This is a genomic window from Clostridium sp. JN-1 (assembly GCF_003718715.1).
Classification (GTDB): Bacteria; Bacillota; Clostridia; order Clostridiales; family Clostridiaceae; genus Clostridium_AV.
Map to the genome: position 1 here is coordinate 2732847 of NZ_CP033465.1, position 19444 is coordinate 2752290.

Here is a 19444-nt window from a genome sequence, read left to right on the forward strand (position 1 = left end):
TAATATAAAGTAGTTATATTATATTGTTAAATTTTTATTTAAATTTAAAGTTTACTACAGGGGGATATTTCAATGGACTTTAAGCAAATAGAGGCCTTTATAAATGTTGCAAAATTCAAAAGCTTTTCTAAAGCAGCTAATTCAACTTTCTTATCTCAACCAGCTATAAGTTCTCATATAGCTAGTTTAGAAAAAGAACTAAACGTTCAGTTATTTGACAGAACTTCTAAAGAGGTTATTTTAACCCCCGCTGGAGACTCATTTTTAAAATACGCATTAGACATTTTAAATACTAGGGATAAAGCTATATACAATTTAACTAACTTTAATGGAAATGTAAATGGCAGGCTAAAGCTTGCTGCAAGTACTACTCCATGCAATACCATTGTACCTCAATTAATAAAAAAGTTTCATAGTATATATCCAGAAGTATCTTTTGATGTCATAGAGCAAAGTTCCGGTAAGATAATTCAGGATATAGTAAAATTTGATTGTGAAATAGGTATAGTAGGTGAGCTAGTAAGTGATGAAAGAATTAAAAATTATAAGTTAATTGAAGATGATTTGATTTTAATATCACCACTTGAGTTAAATCTTTCACATTTCGTGAAACTCGAATCAATTTTAAAATTTCCATTCATACTTAGAGAACAAGGCTCTGCTACCCGTAAAACTTTTGAAAATGCTTTACAAAAAACTAAATTTAATATTGGAGATATAAATTTACATTTCGAAGTTAATAACCTTGATACACAGCTTCAATTCGTAAAACATGGACTAGGTATATCCGTAGTGTCAAAACAAGTATTTAGAGATTACATATCTTCTGGAATGATAAAAGAAAGCATAATTGAAGACTTATCCTTAAAAAGATCAATATATATGGTTTTAAGCTCTAAAAGAACTTTAACCCCAACATCTAAGGCATTTTTTGACTTATGTAAAGAGGATTTTAAATTTTAATTATATATTCACGAACATATGATAAAAACATATAATATATCATGTAATGGTATTAATGTTAAGAGGAGTATCATATGTTCTTTTTAAGAAATAAATTAGATCCAAACTTGAAAATATCATTAGTTAATAACTGTTATAAAAAATATAAAGTAATAATTCATTGTAAACACATGCCTGATGTAATTGAAAAGAAAGTAAAATCACATCATGGGAAAGTAATTTACTCTTTGTACCTTATAAACTGTATAATTGCTATTTTATCAAAAGACGCTGTAGAAAGATTAATAGAATATCCTCAAGTTGACTATATAAGTTTAGATAATTACGCACTTCTATGTGCTTCTAATATCCTTTCATTAAATGGTATATGCTATAAAATAAACAGTACACTTACTGGTAAAAATATTGGAATAGGTATAGTTGACAGCGGTATATATCCTCATTGTGATTTGCTCAACCCAAGGAATAAAATTAAGAGATTTGTTGACTTAATAAATTGCTGTAATTACCCTTATGATGATAATGGGCATGGTACATTTATGAGCGGCATATTATGCGGAAGCGGTTATTTATCAAACGGCAAATACTCAGGTATAGCAGAAGACAGTCACATATATATGGTTAAAGCATTTAATAGTTTGGGCAGGGGCTGGATATCGGATATTCTAAATGCAATATACTTAATAATAAGTGAGCGAGAGGCTTTTAACATAAGAATATTATGTCTTCCGTTTGAATTGCCTTACAATAATTACTTTATTATATCTTTATTTTCAAAGTTATTTGAAATTGCAGCTAAGTATAATATTATTACCATTGTACCAGCAGGTAATAACGGCGAATATGATGGCAGTATTTCTGGTATAGCAACATTAGATAACTGTATAACTGTAGGCGGCATAGATACTACGAGCTATTCGCCTAAACTTTATAAATATTCATCATGCGGTCCATTTAAAAAACTTAATAAGCCAAATTTAGTTGCTGCTGCTGTAGATATATGTTCTTTGAATTCAAATATTAACTATATATCTGAAAGAAATGGTCATAAAATATATCCAAGTAACCTTAAAATTCCTTATGCATGTTACAGCGGAACTTCCTGTGCTGCTGCATATATATCAGGTATTTGTGCTCTTTTATATGAGAAGAATCCAGACTTAACTTTTAAAGATATATCATCAATTATAAAAGTATCCTGCAGCCCTATAAACTTATCGAGATATAAGCAAGGCTCAGGAGTTTTGGATTTAGATAAGTTACCTCTTGACTAAAAATATTCGTAAAAATAAATATATTGACAATCTTTAAAATTCCTTAAAAGATTATCAATATAATATATACTATAATCAAATTATTCCGAATACTTTCCCATATTTCTAAACTTATTATACCTTTTTTCAATAACTTCTTCTATAGGCTCTTTCTTTAACATAGATATACCTTCAATTAGATGCTTTTTAATTGAAAGTGACATCTTGTTTACATCCTTATGTGCTCCACCAAAAGGCTCTTTAATTATATCATCTATTATTCCATACCCTTTTAAATCTGCTGCTGTTATTTTCATAACTTCAGCAGCTTCTTTTGATCTTGAAGCATCCTTCCAAAGTATACTTGCAAATCCTTCAGGAGATAGTACAGAATATACTGCATTTTCAAGCATCCAGACTTTATCTGCTACTGCAAGAGCAAGTGCTCCTCCACTGCCTCCTTCACCAATTACAATTGATATTATAGGCGTTTTTAGTGATGACATTTCTAAAAGGTTTTTAGCTATTGCCTCACCTTCGCCTCTTTCCTCGGCACCAGCACCACAAAACGCTCCTTGTGTATCCACAAAACATATTATAGGTCTTTTGAACTTTTCTGCCTGTTTCATAAGTCTTAGACTTTTTCTATACCCTTCTGGATGAGCTGATCCAAAGTTTCTCTTTATATTTTCTTTTGTATCTCTTCCCTTTTGATTTGCAACAATAGTAACAGGCTGACCTTCGAGAAGTGCTGCCCCTCCAACTATTGCTGGATCATCTGCAAAACATCTGTCTCCATGAAATTCTATAAATGATTCAAAAATTCTATCAATATAATCAAGTGCTGTAGGCCTTCCTATCATTCTAGCTAGAGCCACTCTATCCCATGCAGTCTTTCCATCAAACTTACTCATTATATGATGTACTTTTTCTAACTTTTCCATAACACAGCTTCCTTTCTAAAAAACATATTACTCATTAATAGAATGGATGAATAATATATCTCTTAATGTGATTTTTAGTTCCCTTCTAGGTACTATTTTATCTATAAAACCATGTTCTAATAAAAACTCTGCTCTTTGGAATCCTTCAGGGAGTTTTTGTTTGGTAGTTTGCTCTATAACTCTTTTCCCGGCAAATCCAATTAAAGCCCCAGGTTCAGAAATAATTATATCTCCAAGCATTGCAAAACTAGCAGTAACTCCACCTGTTGTAGGATCTGTCAATACAGTTATATACAAAAGTCCCCTATCACTAAACTTTTTCAAGGCAGCACTTACTTTAGCCATTTGCATAAGAGAAAATATACCTTCCTGCATTCTAGCACCACCTGAAGTAGTAAATATAATTAGTGGTAATCCAAGATGAGTTGCTTTTTCAACTGCTCTCGTAATTTTTTCTCCTACTACAGATCCCATACTTCCCATCATAAAAAAGCTGTCCATTACACAAATCACAACTTCTATTCCAGATATCTTTCCTTTTCCAGTAACAACTGCTTCATTTAATCCAGTGCCATTTTTCATGTTTTCTATTTTACTTTCATAACCTTTAAAATCCAGTGGATTTACAGTATTAATATTAGCATCAAATTCCTCAAAAGTATCTCTATCCATTATAAGTTTAATTCTTTCTTCTGGTGTCAGCCTAAAATGATATCCACAGCTGCATACCTTATAATTTTCTTCTAAGTCATTTTTGTATAAAACACTGCCGCACTTTTTGCACTTTACCCACATACCATCAGGTATACTAGGCTTTTTATCCAAATTCACATCTGAAATATTAGATTCGTCCTGCAAATTTTGCTGACTTACAGTAATATACTTTGTTTTTTTAAATAAATTACCTATCAAAAGTAGTTCACCCCCTAATTAGAGTCAATTAAATAATAATTTACTTTTTATCCTTAAACATATTCTCAATAAACCTAGTATTATAATTTCCATCTATAAAGTTTCTATCATTTATCAATTGAAATTGAAAATCTATGTTTGTCTTTACGCCTTCTATTATAAATTCTCCTAATGCCCTTCTCATCCTGCAAATAGCTTCATTTCTATCCTTACCATAAACTATTAATTTGGCTATCATAGAATCATAATAAGGAGGAATAGTGTAACCAGAGTATACTGCACTATCTACTCTCACATTAAATCCACCTGGAATGTATAAGTTCGTAACTTTTCCAGGACACGGCATAAAGTTATGTATTACATCCTCTGCATTTATTCTGCATTCAATTGCATGACCATGTATCTTTACATCTTCTTGTGAAAAACCAAGTTTTTCTCCTTCTGCAATTTTTATTTGTTCTTTTATTAAATCTATACCTGTAATCATTTCAGTTATAGGATGTTCTACTTGAATTCTAGTATTCATTTCCATAAAATAAAACTTATTGTCTTTATCTAATAAAAATTCTATTGTTCCAGCATTGTTATAATTTACAGCCTTAGCAGCCATTACTGCTGTTTTTCCCATTTCTTTTCTTAAACTATCAGTCATAACAGGAGAAGGTGCCTCTTCTAATACTTTTTGATTTCTCCTCTGCATAGAACAATCTCTGTCTCCAAGATATACGATATTACCATAATTATCTCCTAGTATCTGTATTTCAACATGTCTTGGGTTTTCTATAAACTTTTCTACATAAATATTCTCATCATCAAATGAAGCCTTAGCCTCTGCCTTTGCATTTTCATATGATTTTAAAAGATCCTTTTGTTCATAAACTATCCTTATACCTTTTCCTCCGCCTCCAGCAGAAGCTTTTATCATAACTGGATACCCTATTTCCCCTACTATTTCGAGCAGTTCATTTTCATCCTTTATTGCACCTTCTGATCCAGGAACTACAGGCACATTAGCTTTCTTCATTATACTTCTAGCATTTGATTTATTACCCATGCTGTCAATACATTCAGGTGAAGGTCCTATAAATGTAATATTACATTCTCTGCACATGCTTGCAAACTTACTATTTTCTGATAAGAATCCAAATCCAGGATGTATTGCTTCAGCACCTGATAAAACTGTAGCACTTATTATATTTTTTATATTCAAATAACTGTCTTTTGATGCTGCAGGACCTATACAAATTGCTTCATCTGCCATTTGTGCATGAAGTGCTTCCTTGTCAGCTTCTGAATAAACTGCTACTGTTTCAATTCCAAGTTCTCTGCAGGCTCTTATTATCCTAACTGCTATTTCTCCTCTATTAGCTATTAATATCTTATTAAACACTTTTATCACCTATTGCAAACATTATTTCAGCTTCTGCTGCTTTTTTATCATCAACATAAGCTGTACCCTTACCAAAACCTATTGGTCCCTTTACTTTTGTAATTTCCACTTCTAATTTAAGTGTATCACCAGGTACCACTTGTTTCCTAAATCTAGCTTTGTTTATTCCTGCAAATAGAGGTATTTTCCCTTTAAATTCTTCTTCACTTAAAATAGCTACAGCACCAGCTTGAGCCATTGACTCTACTATAAGCACTCCTGGCATTACAGGCTTTTCCGGAAAATGTCCTTGAAAAAAATATTCATTTATAGTTACATTTTTATAAGCTATAACCTTTTTTCCAGGCTCCATATATTTTACTTTGTCAACAAGTAAAAAAGGATATCTATGTGGAAGTATTTTTTTTATCTCATTTATTCCTAAATCAACACAAAATTCCGAGTTATCCATATCATTTTGCCTCCTTACAAGTTTTTATCCATATGATTTAAGTAGTAAAATCTATACTGTTTTTATTTTAAACATAGGCTGACCATACTCAACCATTTCAGCATTTTCAACTAATATCTCTGCTACTTCACCATCTACATCGCTTTGTATCTCATTCATAAGCTTCATTGCTTCTAATATACAAAGTGTATCTCCTTTTTTAACCTTGGATCCTACACTTACAAATGGCTCTTTATCTGGCCCAGATGAACTGTAGAAAGTTCCAACGATTGGTGCAGTTATTTCTTTTAAATTCTTATCTTCAACCTTATTTTCATTCTTTATTTCAGTTTCAATTTCATTTTCTTTATCTTCTTTTTTTTCATCTACTGCTTCTTTTACACTTACAGTTTCACTTTTACTTTGATCTAAATTATGCTGTACTGGGACAGGTTGAGATTCTATTAATCCACTCTCTCCTTCTTTTTTCATAATTATAGAAACATCTTTCCAATTTACTTGTAGGTATCCAACTTTAGAATTATCAACTGCTTCGATTAATTCCTCAACTGATTTAAAATCAACATTACTCAACATTACTCACTCCACTTTTTTAATAAAATTACTGCATTATGTCCGCCAAATCCAAGAGAATCGGACATAACATATTTAAGATCAGCTTTTCTGCCTTTATTTGGCACATAATCTAAGTCACAATCCTCATCTGGAACCTTGTAACCAATTGTTGGAGGTATAAAACCATCAGTCAATGCCTTTACTGATATAACTCCTTCAATAGCTCCAGCTGCTCCAAGTAAATGTCCTACCATAGACTTAGTTGAACTTATAGGAATTTTTTTAGCTTCTTCTTCTCCAAACACTTTTTTAATAGCAACAGTTTCAAACTTATCATTTACCTGTGTGCCCGTTCCATGAGCATTTATGTATGAAACCTCACTAGCTTGTATCCCAGCTCCTTCAATAGCAATCTGCATAGCTCTTGCTGCGCCCTCACCATCTGGAGATGGAGATGTTATGTGGTAAGCATCACAAGTTGAACCATATCCAACTACTTCAGCATAGATTTTAGCTCCTCTTTTTTTAGCATGTTCTAATGACTCCAATATAAGTATTCCGGAACCTTCTCCCATTATGAATCCATTTCTTTCTTTATCAAAAGGAATTGATGCCCTTAAAGGATCTGTGCTTTTACTTAAAGCAGTTAAAGATGTAAATCCTGCTATAGATAATGGAGTAATTGATGCTTCTGTACCTCCAGATATCATAACGTCTGCAAGATCATCTTTAATCATTCTAAATGCTTCTCCTATGCAGTTAGTTCCCGTTGCACATGCAGTAACTATGTTAGTACATGGTCCTTTAGCTCCAAATCTTATGGCTATATTTCCTGCTGCCATATTGCCTATTATCATTGGTATAAATAGTGGATGAACTCTATTAGGTCCTCTTTCAATAAGTTTAACTTTTTCACTTTCTATGTTTCCTATTCCACCTATACCAGATCCAACTACAACTCCGAATCTTTCCTTATTTATTTTTTCCATATCAAAGTCAGCATCAGATACTGCTTGAGCAGCTGCTGCCAAAGCAAACTGACAAAACCTATCTAACCTCTTTGCTTCTTTTTTCTCCATATAGTCTTCGGGATTAAAATCCTTAACTTCTGCAGCTAATTTTGCCTTAAATTTTTCTGTATCGAAAGCTTTAATAAAGTCTATTCCACATACACCATTTTTTATATTATTCCAAAATAATTCAACATTATTTCCAACTGGTGTTATTGCTCCTAAACCTGTAACAACAACTCTTCTTTTCATTTTTTCACCAACCTTATACAAAATTACATTACCATTCCACCATCTACATTTATCACATGTCCTGTAACATAGTCAGCTTGAGGTGATGCTAAAAAGCATACTACATTTGCTACATCCTCGGGAGTACCAAACCTCTTTAGCGGAATTGTACTCAATGTAGATTCTTTAAGTTTATCTGATAAGCCTTCTGTCATGCTCGTTTTAATAAATCCAGGTGCCACAGCATTTACTGTAATTCCCCTTGATGCAAGTTCTCTTGCCACCGACTTTGTAATTCCTATTATTCCTGCTTTAGCAGCTGAATAATTGACTTGACCTGCGTTTCCAGCTATACCTACTACAGAAGATATATTTATAATTTTACCACTTCTTTGCCTAACCATTATAGGACTTACATGTCTTATACAATTAAAAGTACCTTTTAAGTTTACTTCTATTACCTTATCAAAGTCTTCCTCTTTCATTCTAAGTAATAATCCATCTTTTGTTATTCCTGCATTATTTACAAGTATATCAACTGACCCAAAAAATTTGTGAGTCTCATTTATAATATTCTTTGCATCTTCAAATACACTTACATCACCTTGGACTTTAAGTGCTTTTACACCTTTTTCTTCTATTTCTTTGATAAGCACATCTAGTTCATCACTATCTTTTCTATAATTAACTGCAACATTAGCGCCCATTTGAGCTAAGTCAAGACATATAGCCTTACCTATTCCCCTTGCTCCTCCTGTTACAATTGCCGTTTTCCCTTTTAATAATTCCATTTTATCCTCCATTCTATTTGAGTTTTTCTACTGCACTTTTTAGCGATTCCAAGTCCTGTATATTTAAAATTGTAAGTTTTCTATCTACCCTCTTTACAAATCCACTTAGTGCCTTTCCAGGTCCAATTTCAACAAATTTGTCTGCACCCATATCTATCATATTTCTTATACTTTTTTCAAATAACACAGTACTCATAACCTGCTTTTTTAAATATGGCTTTACATCATCTTTGTTCTTTACAATTTCGCCAGTAACATTTGTAATAACTGGAATTTCAAAATCCTTAAGGTTTATATTTTTAAGTTCCTTTTCAAGTTTATCTGCAGCAGGTTTCAACATAGAAGTATGAAATGGTCCGCTTACAGAAAGTTTTACTGCTTTATGTGCTCCACTTGACTTTGCTTCTTCACATGCTAAGTCAACTGCTTTCTTTTCTCCTGCAATTACTATTTGACCTGGACAATTTAAATTAGCTATTTCAACTATACCAGAAGTTTCGCATCTTTTACATATTGTTCTTAAGCTTTCTTCATCCAACCCTATTATTGCAGCCATAGCACCAATTCCAATTGGAACTGCTTCTTGCATATATCTTCCTCTTTTTTTAACCAATTGTACAGCTTGCGTAAAATCCAATACCCCACTTGCAACAAGTGCTGAATATTCTCCAAGACTTAATCCTGCTGTAACATCAGCCTTAATTCCACTTTCCTCTAGTGCTCTTAATACTGCTATACTCATAGTTAAAACTGCTGGTTGAGTATTTTCAGTACTATCCAATGACTCCTTAGGACCTTCAAAACACATTTTACTTAGTGGAAATCCTAAAGCTCTATCTGCCTCATCAAATATTTCTTTACAAACATCTATATTTTCATATAATTCCTTGCCCATGCCCACATACTGAGCTCCTTGACCAGGGAATAAAAAAGCTGTTTTACCCATAACTACCCCACCTATTTGTATTATATTTACATATTCTTATTTTTGTATCATATTTTCTACTCTGGTTAAGCTTGCTTCAAACTCAGAAAATATTTCTTTTACTATTTCATCACAACTTTGTTCTTTATGAACAAGTCCTGCTATTTGTCCAGCCATAACAGATCCATTGTCAACATCGCCATCACGGGCAGCTCTTGAAAGTGCTCCTACACCTAACTTTTCAAGTTCTTCTAAAGGTGCTCCTTGTTTTTCCAAAAGCTTAAATTGTCTAGCAAGTTTATTTCTAAGTACACGCACAGGATGACCTGTTCCAGTTCCTGTAACTTCAGTATCTATATCTTTAGCCCTTATTACTCTATCCTTATAATTTTGATGAACAGTACATTCATTTGCGACAAGGAATCTAGTACCTAATTGTACTCCTTGAGCTCCAAGCATAAATGCTGCTGCTGCACCTCTTCCATCACCAATACCTCCGGCTGCAATTACAGGTATATCTACTGCATCAACTACTTGAGGTACTAATGTCATTGTAGTCAATTCTCCTATATGTCCTCCTGACTCACATCCCTCTGCAATTACTGCGTCTACACCTGATCTTTGCATTCTCCTTGCTAAGGCAACTGAAGCAACTACCGGTATTACTTTTATACCACTTTTTTTCCACATATCTATGTACTTTCCAGGATTTCCTGCCCCTGTAGTAACTACCTTTACTCCTTCTTCGCATGCCATCTTAGCAATAGTTTCAGCAGTTTCTGAAAGAAGCATTATGTTTACTCCAAATGGCTTATCTGTAAGCTCCTTTGTTTTTCTTATTTCTTTTCTAACCCAATCTACGGGTGCATTACCTGTTATAATGCCAAGTCCTCCTGCATTGGATACAGCTGCTGCTAAAGAACTATCTGCAATCCATGCCATTCCCCCTTGAATTATAGGATATTTTATACTTAACATCTCGGTAAATTTAGAACTAATCATAGTCATTCCTCCTATATTCTTGCAGTTTAATAATACTATCTATTATTCCACTAAATTTCCTTATTTTTTTATTATAAATCCATTTACATTTCATAGAGTATAGACTTACCATTCAATTATCATTCCTCCGTATGTAAGTCCTCCTCCGAAACCTATAAGTAATATCTTATCTCCTGATTTTATCAATCGCTTCTTTACAATTTCATCCAGCGCTATTCCTATACTAGCAGCAGAAGTATTCCCATATCTATCTAAATTCAAATAAAATTTATCTCTATCGATGTTAAGTTCCTTAGCTGCAAAATCAATTATTCTGCAGTTAGCTTGATGCGGAACTATATATTTTATATCATCGGCAGAACATCCTGCATCTTTTAGAAGCTTTTTAACTCCTTTTATTATACTTTTAACTCCAAATTTAAATATTTCTCTTCCATCCATAGTAGTTTTATGATTATCACTACTTTCAGCTTTTACATATAAATTTTCTACAGGTACACCTTTAGACATTAAAAAACGTCCTTTACTTCCTACAGATCCACTATATGATGATAATATTTTATTTTTATCTGAAACTGTAACTAAAGCTGCTGCAGCACCATCTCCGAATAGTATACATGTGGTTCTATCTGACCAATTTACAATTTTAGAAAGTGTTTCAGCTCCTATTACAAGTACTATCTTTGAATATCCTGTCCTTATAAATTGATAAGCAATATTTAAACCATATACAAATCCTGAACATGCTGCAGATATATCAAAACAAGTTGCATTAACTGCACCTATTTTATCCTGCACTAAACATGATGTTGATGGGATAAAATTATCCGGTGTAGCTGTAGCAACTATAATTAAATCTATATCTTCAGGTTTTATATTTGTGCCTTTCAAAGCATCCATAGCAGCCTTTGAAGCCATATTAGAAGTGTTTTCGCCTTCTGATATTCTTCTCTCTTTTATACCTGTTCTACTCTTTATCCACTCATCATTAGTATCGATAACACAAGATAAGTCATCATTGCTAACAATTCTAGGAGGTACATAACTACCTGTACCTATTACTTTAACATTATTCATCATCATTCTCCTTTGAGTTATTTCTTAAATCATGCCTTAATTTAAAAAATCGGTTTAACTTTTTCAAAGATTTAATTAGTATCTTTTTCTCTTCTTCTGTTATACCTTTTATGGTAGCATTTATCATATCCGAATGAAACTCTTGATGAATTTTATAAGCTAACCTGCCTTTTTGAGTTAATTTTATATAAACTACCCTTCTATCTTTCTGACTTCTGTTTCGTTCTACATATCCTTTTTTTACTAAATGATTTATAGATGTTGTTAATGTGCTAAGTGTTATATATAATTCAGATGCTACCTGCGTCATGCTTTTAGGTTTATTCATTCCTACGGCTTCAATCGTATGAATTTCATTAACAGATAAATCTTTAAAAATCCCTGACTTAAGGGATTTTTGTTCTATTTCCAATATATCATTAAATGTATTAATTAAAAGTTCATTTAAAATATGTATAGATTTGCTCAATTCATTCATCACTCCTGAGTTAAAAGCCTAATTACAGTCTTCTAAACTCTTTTCAGCTTGTAATATTAACTCCTGCATCAATTGCTTTACAGTAACAATCTTATCTATCTTATATGCAGAACTTCCAGTAAATATGAGTGCATTCTCAAGTTCACCTTTTACAGCATGTATTAAAGCTTTTGAAATACAATATGGAGTCTTTTTAGGATCGCACTTTTTTAGACAATTATAACACTTAGTAGGTGCCAATCTTTCTAACTCCATCTTACTTATAAACTTATTTCTTATAGCTCTGCCAGGTAATCCTACAGGACTTTGTATTAAAGTTAAGTCTTCCTTTTTTGAATTAACATAGGCATTTTTAAAGTTTATATCTGCATCACATTCATAAGTTGCCACAAATCTTGTAGCCATTTGAACTCCGGAGGCTCCAATCTTTAAAAATCTTGCAATGTCTTCTCCTGAATAAATACCACCTGCAGCTACAATGGGAATATTTTTATTATATTTTTCTTCAAATGTTTTCATTACATCTATAACTTCTTTTACTATATCTTCTAATTTAGTTTCATTTTTTAATAATTGATCTTTACTAAATCCTAAATGTCCGCCTGCTTCTGGTCCTTCAACTACAACTAAATCAGGTAATTTAGAATGTTTTTTTATCCACTGCTTAGTAATAATATTTGCTGCCTTTCCTGATGAGACAATAGGTGCTATCTTTATAGAACTGTTTTCAGTAAACTCTGGCAGCCTTAATGGAAGTCCAGCTCCAGATATTATTATATCTACATTTTCTTCTACACATACTTTTACTAATTCTTCATAATCACTTATAGCAACCATTAGATTTACACCTAATACACCTTTTGGGCTTAAATCTCTTGCTTTTCTTATTTCTTTTCTCAAAGCTCTCTTATTCGCTTCTGTAGTATTAGTTTCAAAATCTGGCTCTCTATAGCCAATTTGAACACCAGATATTACACCAATACCACCCTCATTTGCTACGGCAGAGGATAGTTTATATCCAGATACTCCTACTCCCATGCCTCCTTGAATAATGGGTACTCGAGCTGTAATGTCTCCTATAACTAATGGAGGTAGTTTCATTTGATCGTCCCCTTTATGTAATTTTTAATTATCAAATAGTTTGATAATCAAAGTATATATTAAAAATAAATTAGTGTCAACGAAATACGCTGGGCAATATACTTCCCTATTTTAATTATAGCAGAATTACTAAACTTCAAATAGTTAATTTAAAATAAGTTTACCCACATTTTTATTATTTCTCAATTCAGTATAAATATAACATATCCTATTATATATCTACTTGCATTTTTGATTGTTATAAATTTTGTATTTTGTTATAATTACTTATTAGTTATTAATAATTTCAAAGGTGGAATAACGTATGAGTACTTTCGTATTTAAAAATAAAAATTTATACTATACTCCTTTAAGTAATGTTTTTATAGATAAATTTATGCCAAAAGCACGCGGTGAATTTGTAAAAGTATATATATTGGGTTTAAAATACTGCATTTCTGGAGAACTTGGTGTGAGTTCAGAAATTATAGCCACTAACTTACACTTGCTAGAAACAGATGTATTAAATGCCTGGAACTATTGGAATGATGAAAATGTAATTAGATTGATTCCTATAGACAACATGGGTAATTATAATGTAGAATTTCTTGATTTAAATGAAATGCCTCAGGAAAAAGATCAAAATATAAACCTTTTAGAAGAATTAAATAAAAATTCTACAAAAGACATGCTTCAGGACATAGAAAAGCTGTTATCAAGACCACTCTCCTCTAAGGAAATGACTATGTACATAAGTTGGTTAAAAGATTTTAACTTTTCTCCAGAAATCATTTTATTACTTATTCAATATTGTGCATCAAAAGGCAAAAATGATTATAGATATATAGAAAAAGTCGCAATTAGCTGGTATGATTCTAAAATTAAAACCATAGATGATGCTCAAAGCTTTATAAAGAGGAACGAAGATAGGTGGATTAAAATCAAGAAAGTATTAAACTACCTTGGTATAAAAGATGCAGCAATAATGAAACCTCAAGAAGATATGTTAGATAAGTGGATAACTTCATTTAACTTTCCAGTCAATGTTATATGCAAAGCTTGTGAGATATGTTTTCAAAGAATTAATAAATCTGATTTTAAGTATATTGATGCAATTCTCTCAAATTGGTATAACGAAGGAATTAAAACATTAGAAGATGTCTATAAAAAAGATAAGAAGAAAGCTTTCATTAAAAATAATTCAAAATTTAAATCTACTAAGAATAATTCAGGTACTTTTAATAATTTTGAACAAAGGGACTATAATTTTAACGACTTAGAAAAAAAATTGCTAGGGTGGGATAAATAATGATTAAAAAATATCGCTCAGATGTTTCTAAAGTCTATGAAGATATACGCAAATCTGAAGAAAAGTTACTTCAGGCACGAAGAGAGGAAGTAATGGCGAAAGTTCCTGAAATATTTAACATTGAAAAACAGATAAGTAAACTGTGTTTAAAACTCTCAATGAATATTTTAAATAATATAGGAAACAAAGAAAAATACCTTAAAACATTAAAAGAAAAAATAACAAATTTAAGAGTAAAGAAATCCGAACTTCTAGTAAGCAATGGGTATAAAATAGACTTTTTAGATATTCACTATAAGTGTCCAAAATGTAAAGATACTGGGTTTATAGGTACAAAAAAATGCGATTGTTATAAGCAAAAGCTTGTAAATCTATACTATCAAAATTCAGATTTAAAAAACTTACTTGCAAAAAATAACTTTGATGAATTTAACTTTGAACTATTTTCCCCTCAAAGAAGTGATAATGAATACAAAAGCCCTAGGAAAAACATGCAAAAAATAGTATCAGACTGCTGGACATATATAGAGAACTTTTCAACTTCAAATGAAAATATTATGTTCTTTGGAAACTCAGGTACTGGTAAAACATTTTTGTCAAATTGTATAGCAAAAGAGCTGTTAGATAAAGGCTATTTAGTTGTTTATAGAACTGCTGAATTACTAATTCAAGATTTAAAATCCATACGATTTAATAATGACAGTGAATTAAAGGATTTAATGCTAAATTGTGACTTACTCATAATTGATGATTTAGGTTCGGAACAGATAACAGACTTTTCAAAAACGGAACTATTTAACTTTTTAAATGCAAAATTATTAAAACAAAAAAAAATGCTTATATCAACTAATTGTAGTTTAGAAACTTTATTAAAAAACTATTCAGAAAGAATATCATCACGACTTTTAGGAGAATTTACATTATATAAATTTTATGGAGAAGATATAAGAATAAAAAAGAATATACATAGTAAAAAGCACCAATAAAATGTATATTCTTCAAAAATATATTTTAAAACATTAAAAGCATAGAGCAGCTATTTTATACTCTGTGCTTTTATTTTTTAAACATTATATTAATCAAACTAAAAAAGACATTATAAATTTATAATGTCTTTTTTGGTGCTGGCAGAAGGCCTCGAACCCTCGACCTACTGATTACAAGTCAGTTGCTCTACCAACTGAGCTATGCCAGCAAACTTATGGCGACCTAGAAGGGTATCGAACCCTCGACCTCCGGCGTGACAGGCCGGCACTCTAACCAGCTGAGCCACTAGGCCACATTTTTTAAATGTATGGTGGGCACAACAGGGCTCGAACCTGTGACCCTCTGCTTGTAAGGCAGATGCTCTCCCAGCTGAGCTATGCGCCCACACATTAATGGTGACCCCTACGGGATTTGAACCCATGATACCACCGTGAAAGGGTGGTGTCTTAACCGCTTGACCAAGGGGCCTTATTTATAAAATTGGTGCTGGCAGAAGGCCTCGAACCCTCGACCTACTGATTACAAGTCAGTTGCTCTACCAACTGAGCTATGCCAGCGAACTTATGGCGACCTAGAAGGGTATCGAACCCTCGACCTCCGGCGTGACAGGCCGGCACTCTAACCAGCTGAGCCACTAGGCCACATTTTAAATGTATGGTGGGCACAACAGGGCTCGAACCTGTGACCCTCTGCTTGTAAGGCAGATGCTCTCCCAGCTGAGCTATGCGCCCACACATTAATGGTGACCCCTACGGGATTTGAACCCATGATACCACCGTGAAAGGGTGGTGTCTTAACCGCTTGACCAAGGGGCCTTATTAGCTTATCAGGTGTTTATCTTGGCGACCTGACATACACTATAATACAAAATTTTATCCAAAGTGTCAACACTTTTTTTAAAACTTTTTTTTTATTAATTTAATACTTTGGATATAAACGCTTGTAAATCAATACTTCAGGCAGTCTTTTTATATTAAAAGTATTTTTGTGTCAATTTATATCTCCTTATGACCTATATAGCCTATATGCTCCATTATAATTAAAGCTGTATCTTCTATTGCCCTTTTTGTTACATCAATTACTTTACAACTTAATCTTCTCATTATTCTATCTGCATAGTCTAATTCATTAAGCACTCTTTCTGCATTAGCATATTGAATTTCCCTTGAAAGCTGATAAGATGATGCAATCCTATCTAATCTATGTTTCCTTATTTCTATAAGCTGCATAGGATCTATAGTTAAACCTATTATTTTATTTCTGCTTATTTCAAATAATTCCTTTGGAACCTCAACTTCAGGCATTAAAGGAACATTTAGTGCCTTTATTCCCTTATTAGCAAGATATACACATAGTGGAGTCTTTGATGTCCTTGAAAGTCCTATTAATACCACATCTGCATTCTTTATACCAGAGTTGTCCTTGCTGTCATCATATTGTATTGCAAATTCCATGGCTTGTATTTTTTTGTAGTACTGAGAATCCATTTGCCATACTGCACCTGGTCTATAGTCTGGTATCTTATTTAGTATAATAGATGCCATACTTATACATGGTCCAAGTACATTGGTTATATGTATACCCTCTTCAATACATCTTTGCACTAGAAACTCCCTTACATCCACTAAAACTATAGTAGATATAATCATTGTATTTTTTTTATCTTCTATGTTGTTTATAAACTCATTTACAACTTCAAAACTTTTTATATATGGAATCCTCTCTACATTTACATTTTCACAAAACTGACTTGCAGTAGCTTTTGCTACTTGTTCAGCCGTTTCACCTATTGAATCTGATACTGCATAAATAGTAAGCAACCTAATTCCCCCTTTTATTTTTATAACTTTTTGATAAAATATACAGATTATATTAAATACAAATATAGTATTACACAAATATGATATAATATAAAATAACATTATTTAAATTTAGACTGAAATTTTAAATTTATATGTAAAAATTCCACGACTTTAGTGATAAATTATAGATTAGGGCGGTGTTAACTTGTTTCATGATGTATTAATAATAGGCGGCGGTGCTTCAGGCATCATAGCGGCAATCACTTCAAAAGATATGGGAAAGGATACAGCTATAATTGAAGGGTCTTCAAGAATAGGAAACAAGATATTAGTTACAGGTAATGGTAGATGTAATATAACGAATAGTAATATATCAATAGATAGGTATCACAGCGAAAACAAAGATTTTCCGAAATACACACTAGACAATTTTTCTCTATCTAATACCATAGATTTTTTTAAAACTTTAGGACTGCCTATAACAAATTTAGAATCCACAAAAATGTATCCGCTGTCACTTCAATCTTCTTCTGTACTTGATATATTTAGAATGGCTGTAGAAGACCGCAGTATACCTGTATACTTGAATACAAAAGTTAAGGATATAAATATATCTTCGAATGGATTTAAAGTAACAACAAATACTGATACTGCATTTTCATGCAATAAAATCATTTTATGCTGCGGTGGAAAATCAGCCCCTAATACCGGTTCTGATGGCTCTGGGTTTACTTTGGCACGCAACCTAGGTCATAACATAATTCATCCTATACCGGCATTAGTTCAGCTAAAATTAGCCTATAAAAACTTAAAAGCACTATCAGGGGTGAAATTTAATGGTAATGTTCAAGTATTTGTAGATGATAAACCTCTAAAAAGAGAATTTGGAGAAATACTTTTTACAAACTATGGTATTTCAGGTCCTCCAATATTACAATTAAGTCGTATAGCTTCATATAATCTATATAAAAATAAGTCTGTAAAATTAAGTGTAGATATGATGCCCCATATGGATAATGATGCTTTAAAAGAATCTTTAGAAAATCATTGGGGAATGTTTAGTTATCGAAGTGTTTTTGACTCTTTTATAGGAATAATAAATAAAAAAATCATTCCTATTCTTTTAAAAGAAGCTTCAATTAAAGATATACATAAACCATCTTTTGAACTCACCTGGATGGAAAAGCAAGAAATATTTGATCTTCTAAAAAATTGGCAGTTTACAGTTTCAGATACCAATACATTTAAAAACTCACAGGTAACTGCTGGTGGAATAGATACAAAAGAAGTAAATAGAGTAACTCTAGAATCCAAAATAATAAAAAATATGTTTTTTGCTGGAGAGGTTTTAGATGTAGATGGAGACTGCGGTGGATTTAACCTTCAGTGGGCATGGAGTTCAGGATTTACTGCAGGAAAAAGTGCTGCGAAATCATAAACAGCACTTTATTTTTTGTTCCATACTGTTTTTAACTTAGCTGCTTCTTTTCCTTCTGCATTTTGAACTTCATGTATGCACATTACAGCATCTTCATTCTCTTCTATTTCTGTAACAACCTTTATGGATTCTCCATAAGTTAACTCCTTCTCATAAATTATATTTATATCATTTAGTTCATAATTATTTACTACATCTATTGGTACTGTTTCTAGAGCCCAATCAACATACTTTACGTTATTTACATGCTGATTTGTATCTATATCTGTATATCTTATATTAAAATTTTCTTCACTATCTATTTTTTTAGGTGATCCTACTTTTTCCATACCTAAAACTTTATTATTACTTTTATCTATGCCATATGCATTATACATATCATCTGTAATTCTTATACTTTTTCTTTGTTTAGTATCTATAAAAAACCACAGTGAATTTGCATCTGCAATAACTTCTCCGCCTTCATCCAATACTTCAAATGTCCTGTAAGCATAAAATTTTCTAAAAGAATATGGCATTGTTCTAACTCTTATTTTCTCATTAAACATAGGATATCTTTTTAAATGTATATCCCATTTATAAATTACCCATGCTGTACTTTTTTCCTTTAAATATCCAAGTCCAACTCCTAAATTTTCAGATTGTTGTATGGCGACATCACTAAAAAAATTCATAAGGCTTGTAATTAAAAGTTTTTTTTCACAATCAATTTCATAATAATGTATTTCATATTCTTTTTCTGTAACTATACGCATTCTATTACAATTATTATTAATTATTTCAACTTTTTTTAACTTGTTTTCCATGTAAAGTTAACCTCCAATTTTCATTAGTAATTAAGTATAC

19 protein-coding genes and 8 tRNA genes are annotated in these 19444 nt (G+C 31.9%); 5 read left to right on the plus strand and 22 right to left on the minus strand.

Going from position 1 to position 19444, the window contains the following annotated elements; all coding sequences use genetic code 11:
• Positions 1–72 precede the first annotated feature (72 nt).
• Together EBB51_RS13155 and EBB51_RS13160 are read left to right on the plus strand one after the other, a co-directional pair.
• Entirely contained in the window at positions 73–963 is an 891-nt protein-coding gene (locus EBB51_RS13155; RefSeq protein ID WP_123054866.1) for a selenium metabolism-associated LysR family transcriptional regulator, read from the plus strand.
• A 74-nt stretch (positions 964–1037) separates the two neighbouring features.
• Positions 1038–2237 carry a S8 family serine peptidase gene (locus tag EBB51_RS13160; RefSeq protein WP_123054867.1) on the plus strand — a complete coding sequence of 400 codons (1200 nt, stop codon included), beginning with the start codon at positions 1038–1040 and terminating at the stop codon, positions 2235–2237.
• A gap of 80 nt (positions 2238–2317) precedes the next feature.
• On the opposite strand, the gene EBB51_RS13165 is transcribed toward EBB51_RS13160, so the two are convergent.
• The 12 genes from EBB51_RS13165 to EBB51_RS13220 form a co-directional block, all read right to left on the minus strand.
• Entirely contained in the window at positions 2318–3160 is an 843-nt protein-coding gene (locus tag EBB51_RS13165; RefSeq protein ID WP_123054868.1) for an acetyl-CoA carboxylase carboxyltransferase subunit alpha, read from the minus strand.
• 27 nt (positions 3161–3187) lie between these two features.
• The gene (gene accD / locus EBB51_RS13170; protein WP_123054869.1) at positions 3188–4072 is read right to left on the minus strand and encodes an acetyl-CoA carboxylase, carboxyltransferase subunit beta; all 885 of its coding nucleotides are present in this window, start codon (positions 4070–4072) and stop codon (positions 3188–3190) included.
• 40 nt (positions 4073–4112) lie between these two features.
• Complete coding sequence (locus tag EBB51_RS13175; RefSeq protein WP_123054870.1) at positions 4113–5462, minus strand: acetyl-CoA carboxylase biotin carboxylase subunit; 1350 nt, start codon at positions 5460–5462, stop codon at positions 4113–4115.
• Complete coding sequence (fabZ, locus tag EBB51_RS13180; RefSeq protein ID WP_123054871.1) at positions 5455–5913, minus strand: 3-hydroxyacyl-ACP dehydratase FabZ; 459 nt, start codon at positions 5911–5913, stop codon at positions 5455–5457. The genes EBB51_RS13175 and fabZ overlap by 8 nt, the downstream gene beginning before the upstream one ends.
• Before the next feature lie 51 nt (positions 5914–5964).
• Positions 5965–6489, minus strand: a complete 525-nt coding sequence (gene accB, locus EBB51_RS13185) for an acetyl-CoA carboxylase biotin carboxyl carrier protein (protein WP_123054872.1) — start codon at positions 6487–6489, stop codon at positions 5965–5967.
• A complete protein-coding gene (gene fabF / locus EBB51_RS13190) occupies positions 6489–7730 on the minus strand; it encodes a beta-ketoacyl-ACP synthase II (protein WP_123055075.1) in 1242 nt (413 codons plus the stop codon). Before fabF ends, accB begins: the two co-directional genes overlap by 1 nt.
• A gap of 23 nt (positions 7731–7753) precedes the next feature.
• A complete protein-coding gene (gene fabG / locus EBB51_RS13195; RefSeq protein ID WP_123054873.1) occupies positions 7754–8500 on the minus strand; it encodes a 3-oxoacyl-[acyl-carrier-protein] reductase in 747 nt (248 codons plus the stop codon).
• 13 nt (positions 8501–8513) lie between these two features.
• Positions 8514–9446, minus strand: a complete 933-nt coding sequence (fabD, locus tag EBB51_RS13200) for an ACP S-malonyltransferase (protein WP_123054874.1) — start codon at positions 9444–9446, stop codon at positions 8514–8516.
• Positions 9447–9482: 36 nt separating this feature from the next.
• On the minus strand, positions 9483–10427 hold the full coding sequence (gene fabK, locus EBB51_RS13205; RefSeq protein WP_123054875.1) for an enoyl-[acyl-carrier-protein] reductase FabK: 945 nt from the start codon (positions 10425–10427) through the stop codon (positions 9483–9485).
• Between the two features lie 105 nt (positions 10428–10532).
• Positions 10533–11504, minus strand: coding sequence for a beta-ketoacyl-ACP synthase III (locus EBB51_RS13210; RefSeq protein WP_123054876.1), 972 nt, complete (start codon positions 11502–11504; stop codon positions 10533–10535).
• Positions 11497–11973, minus strand: a complete 477-nt coding sequence (locus EBB51_RS13215) for a MarR family transcriptional regulator (RefSeq protein WP_123054877.1) — start codon at positions 11971–11973, stop codon at positions 11497–11499. Before EBB51_RS13215 ends, EBB51_RS13210 begins: the two co-directional genes overlap by 8 nt.
• Positions 11974–12000: 27 nt before the next feature.
• Positions 12001–13083 carry a nitronate monooxygenase family protein gene (locus EBB51_RS13220; protein ID WP_123054878.1) on the minus strand — a complete coding sequence of 361 codons (1083 nt, stop codon included), beginning with the start codon at positions 13081–13083 and terminating at the stop codon, positions 12001–12003.
• A 304-nt stretch (positions 13084–13387) separates the two neighbouring features.
• On the opposite strand from EBB51_RS13220, the gene EBB51_RS13225 reads away from it, so the two are divergent.
• Positions 13388–14371, plus strand: a complete 984-nt coding sequence (locus EBB51_RS13225) for a DnaD domain protein (RefSeq protein WP_123054879.1) — start codon at positions 13388–13390, stop codon at positions 14369–14371.
• Positions 14371–15357 carry an ATP-binding protein gene (locus EBB51_RS13230; RefSeq protein ID WP_123054880.1) on the plus strand — a complete coding sequence of 329 codons (987 nt, stop codon included), beginning with the start codon at positions 14371–14373 and terminating at the stop codon, positions 15355–15357. The genes EBB51_RS13225 and EBB51_RS13230 overlap by 1 nt, the downstream gene beginning before the upstream one ends.
• Before the next feature lie 133 nt (positions 15358–15490).
• Here the strand turns inward: EBB51_RS13230 and EBB51_RS13235 are convergent.
• The 9 genes from EBB51_RS13235 to EBB51_RS13275 form a co-directional block, all read right to left on the minus strand.
• Positions 15491–15566 (minus strand) — tRNA-Thr (locus EBB51_RS13235).
• A gap of 7 nt (positions 15567–15573) precedes the next feature.
• Positions 15574–15650: transfer RNA gene (locus EBB51_RS13240), tRNA-Asp, on the minus strand.
• A gap of 16 nt (positions 15651–15666) precedes the next feature.
• Positions 15667–15742: transfer RNA gene (locus tag EBB51_RS13245), tRNA-Val, on the minus strand.
• Positions 15743–15751: 9 nt separating this feature from the next.
• A tRNA-Glu gene (locus tag EBB51_RS13250) sits at positions 15752–15826 on the minus strand.
• A gap of 13 nt (positions 15827–15839) precedes the next feature.
• Positions 15840–15915, minus strand: a tRNA-Thr gene (locus tag EBB51_RS13255).
• A 7-nt stretch (positions 15916–15922) separates the two neighbouring features.
• Positions 15923–15999 (minus strand) — tRNA-Asp (locus EBB51_RS13260).
• A 14-nt stretch (positions 16000–16013) separates the two neighbouring features.
• Positions 16014–16089 (minus strand) — tRNA-Val (locus EBB51_RS13265).
• Between the two features lie 9 nt (positions 16090–16098).
• Positions 16099–16173, minus strand: a tRNA-Glu gene (locus tag EBB51_RS13270).
• Between the two features lie 180 nt (positions 16174–16353).
• Entirely contained in the window at positions 16354–17178 is an 825-nt protein-coding gene (locus tag EBB51_RS13275) for a pyruvate, water dikinase regulatory protein (protein WP_123054881.1), read from the minus strand.
• Between the two features lie 187 nt (positions 17179–17365).
• On the opposite strand from EBB51_RS13275, the gene EBB51_RS13280 reads away from it, so the two are divergent.
• The gene (locus EBB51_RS13280) at positions 17366–18598 is read left to right on the plus strand and encodes an NAD(P)/FAD-dependent oxidoreductase (protein WP_123054882.1); all 1233 of its coding nucleotides are present in this window, start codon (positions 17366–17368) and stop codon (positions 18596–18598) included.
• 8 nt (positions 18599–18606) lie between these two features.
• Here the strand turns inward: EBB51_RS13280 and EBB51_RS13285 are convergent, their stop codons facing one another.
• Positions 18607–19353, minus strand: coding sequence for an acyl-ACP thioesterase domain-containing protein (locus EBB51_RS13285; RefSeq protein ID WP_123055076.1), 747 nt, complete (start codon positions 19351–19353; stop codon positions 18607–18609).
• Positions 19354–19444 lie beyond the last annotated feature (91 nt).

Bases quoted from the DNA above. Each gene is read 5' to 3' on its own strand.
- EBB51_RS13155 (WP_123054866.1), top strand. From the start codon at position 73: ATGGACTTTAAGCAAATAGAGGCCTTTATAAATGTTGCAAAATTCAAA.
- EBB51_RS13160 (WP_123054867.1), top strand. From the start codon at position 1,038: ATGTTCTTTTTAAGAAATAAATTAGATCCAAACTTGAAAATATCATTA.
- EBB51_RS13165 (WP_123054868.1), bottom strand. From the start codon at position 3,160: ATGGAAAAGTTAGAAAAAGTACATCATATAATGAGTAAGTTTGATGGA.
- fabZ (WP_123054871.1), bottom strand. From the start codon at position 5,913: ATGGATAACTCGGAATTTTGTGTTGATTTAGGAATAAATGAGATAAAA.
- accB (WP_123054872.1), bottom strand. From the start codon at position 6,489: ATGTTGAGTAATGTTGATTTTAAATCAGTTGAGGAATTAATCGAAGCA.
- fabF (WP_123055075.1), bottom strand. From the start codon at position 7,730: ATGAAAAGAAGAGTTGTTGTTACAGGTTTAGGAGCAATAACACCAGTT.
- fabG (WP_123054873.1), bottom strand. From the start codon at position 8,500: ATGGAATTATTAAAAGGGAAAACGGCAATTGTAACAGGAGGAGCAAGG.
- fabD (WP_123054874.1), bottom strand. From the start codon at position 9,446: ATGGGTAAAACAGCTTTTTTATTCCCTGGTCAAGGAGCTCAGTATGTG.
- fabK (WP_123054875.1), bottom strand. From the start codon at position 10,427: ATGATTAGTTCTAAATTTACCGAGATGTTAAGTATAAAATATCCTATA.
- EBB51_RS13210 (WP_123054876.1), bottom strand. From the start codon at position 11,504: ATGAATAATGTTAAAGTAATAGGTACAGGTAGTTATGTACCTCCTAGA.
- EBB51_RS13220 (WP_123054878.1), bottom strand. From the start codon at position 13,083: ATGAAACTACCTCCATTAGTTATAGGAGACATTACAGCTCGAGTACCC.
- EBB51_RS13225 (WP_123054879.1), top strand. From the start codon at position 13,388: ATGAGTACTTTCGTATTTAAAAATAAAAATTTATACTATACTCCTTTA.
- EBB51_RS13230 (WP_123054880.1), top strand. From the start codon at position 14,371: ATGATTAAAAAATATCGCTCAGATGTTTCTAAAGTCTATGAAGATATA.
- EBB51_RS13285 (WP_123055076.1), bottom strand. From the start codon at position 19,353: ATGCGTATAGTTACAGAAAAAGAATATGAAATACATTATTATGAAATT.